1 protein-coding gene is annotated in these 933 nt (G+C 52.5%); it reads left to right on the top strand.

Going from position 1 to position 933, the window contains the following annotated elements; all coding sequences use genetic code 11:
* Positions 1-141 precede the first annotated feature (141 nt).
* Positions 142-933: IS110 family transposase (locus PsW74_RS12180; protein ID WP_206599922.1), on the top strand; the 792-nt coding region annotated here is incomplete at its 3' end.

The raw sequence follows: 933 nt of genomic DNA, 5'->3' as shown, positions 1-933 counted from the left end.
GGCGGAGGTCGTTGGGTCCCAGATCAGAGCCCAGCACGGCTTTAGATCGTGACGCGGCCAGATCCCGCCTCGCATGTATTACCAAACCTGAACAGTTGATGGTGGCCGCTTTGCGGACCACGTAGCACAGGGACAGGCTCCATGACCTTACACCCTTTCTATATTGGTATCGATATCTCTAAAGCCTATCTGGATATTTTTGAGGAGAGCACTTCAAAGCACTTACAGATAGAAAATACCAGTGAAGCGATTTCCGCCTGGCTTTCTGCATTACCTGACATGCCCAGCTTGAACATTATCTTTGAAGCTACGGGACGTTATGACAGGAAGCTGACGCATGCTCTCCACACTTTGAAGATCCGGTTTTCCCGGGTAAATCCAGCGCGGGCGCGGGATTTTGCTCGAGCCCTCGGGCAGATGGCAAAAACCGATCAGATCGATGCACGCATGCTGGCAGACATGGGCAAATGCCTCAAACCTGACGCCACCACACAACGAGCACCAGAACGCGACCAACTGGCGGCCTTGCACAAACGGCGAGATGAGCTTGTTGATACACGCAAGAAAGAACGCCAACGCCTAGCTCAAGCCCTGACCGAGGAACATGCCAGCATCGCACGCCATATTAGTTGGTTGAATGAAGAAATTAAATTCATCGAGCAAAAGCGAGATACACTGCTCAAAGAGACAGCCGAATTTACTCATGATAATAAGCTGTTACGCTCTATTCCCGGCGTAGGTCCTGTTGCTGCAACTACTCTATTAGCTTTGATGCCCGAGCTTGGGCGCGCATCGCCCAAAGCCATTGCCGCTCTGGCTGGCCTTGCTCCTTTCAATGTAGACAGTGGTCAGTTTCGCGGCCATCGGGCTATTAAGGGTGGGCGCAAACGCGTGCGGAACGCGCTTTATATGGCAGCGGTTACAGCTGCACGA

Origin of the sequence: Pseudovibrio sp. W74, assembly GCF_001623085.1 — a bacterium.
Lineage (GTDB): Bacteria > Pseudomonadota > Alphaproteobacteria > Rhizobiales > Stappiaceae > Pseudovibrio.
Note: the sequence above shows the minus strand (reverse complement) of the source record. Positions and strands in the feature narration are given on the sequence as shown.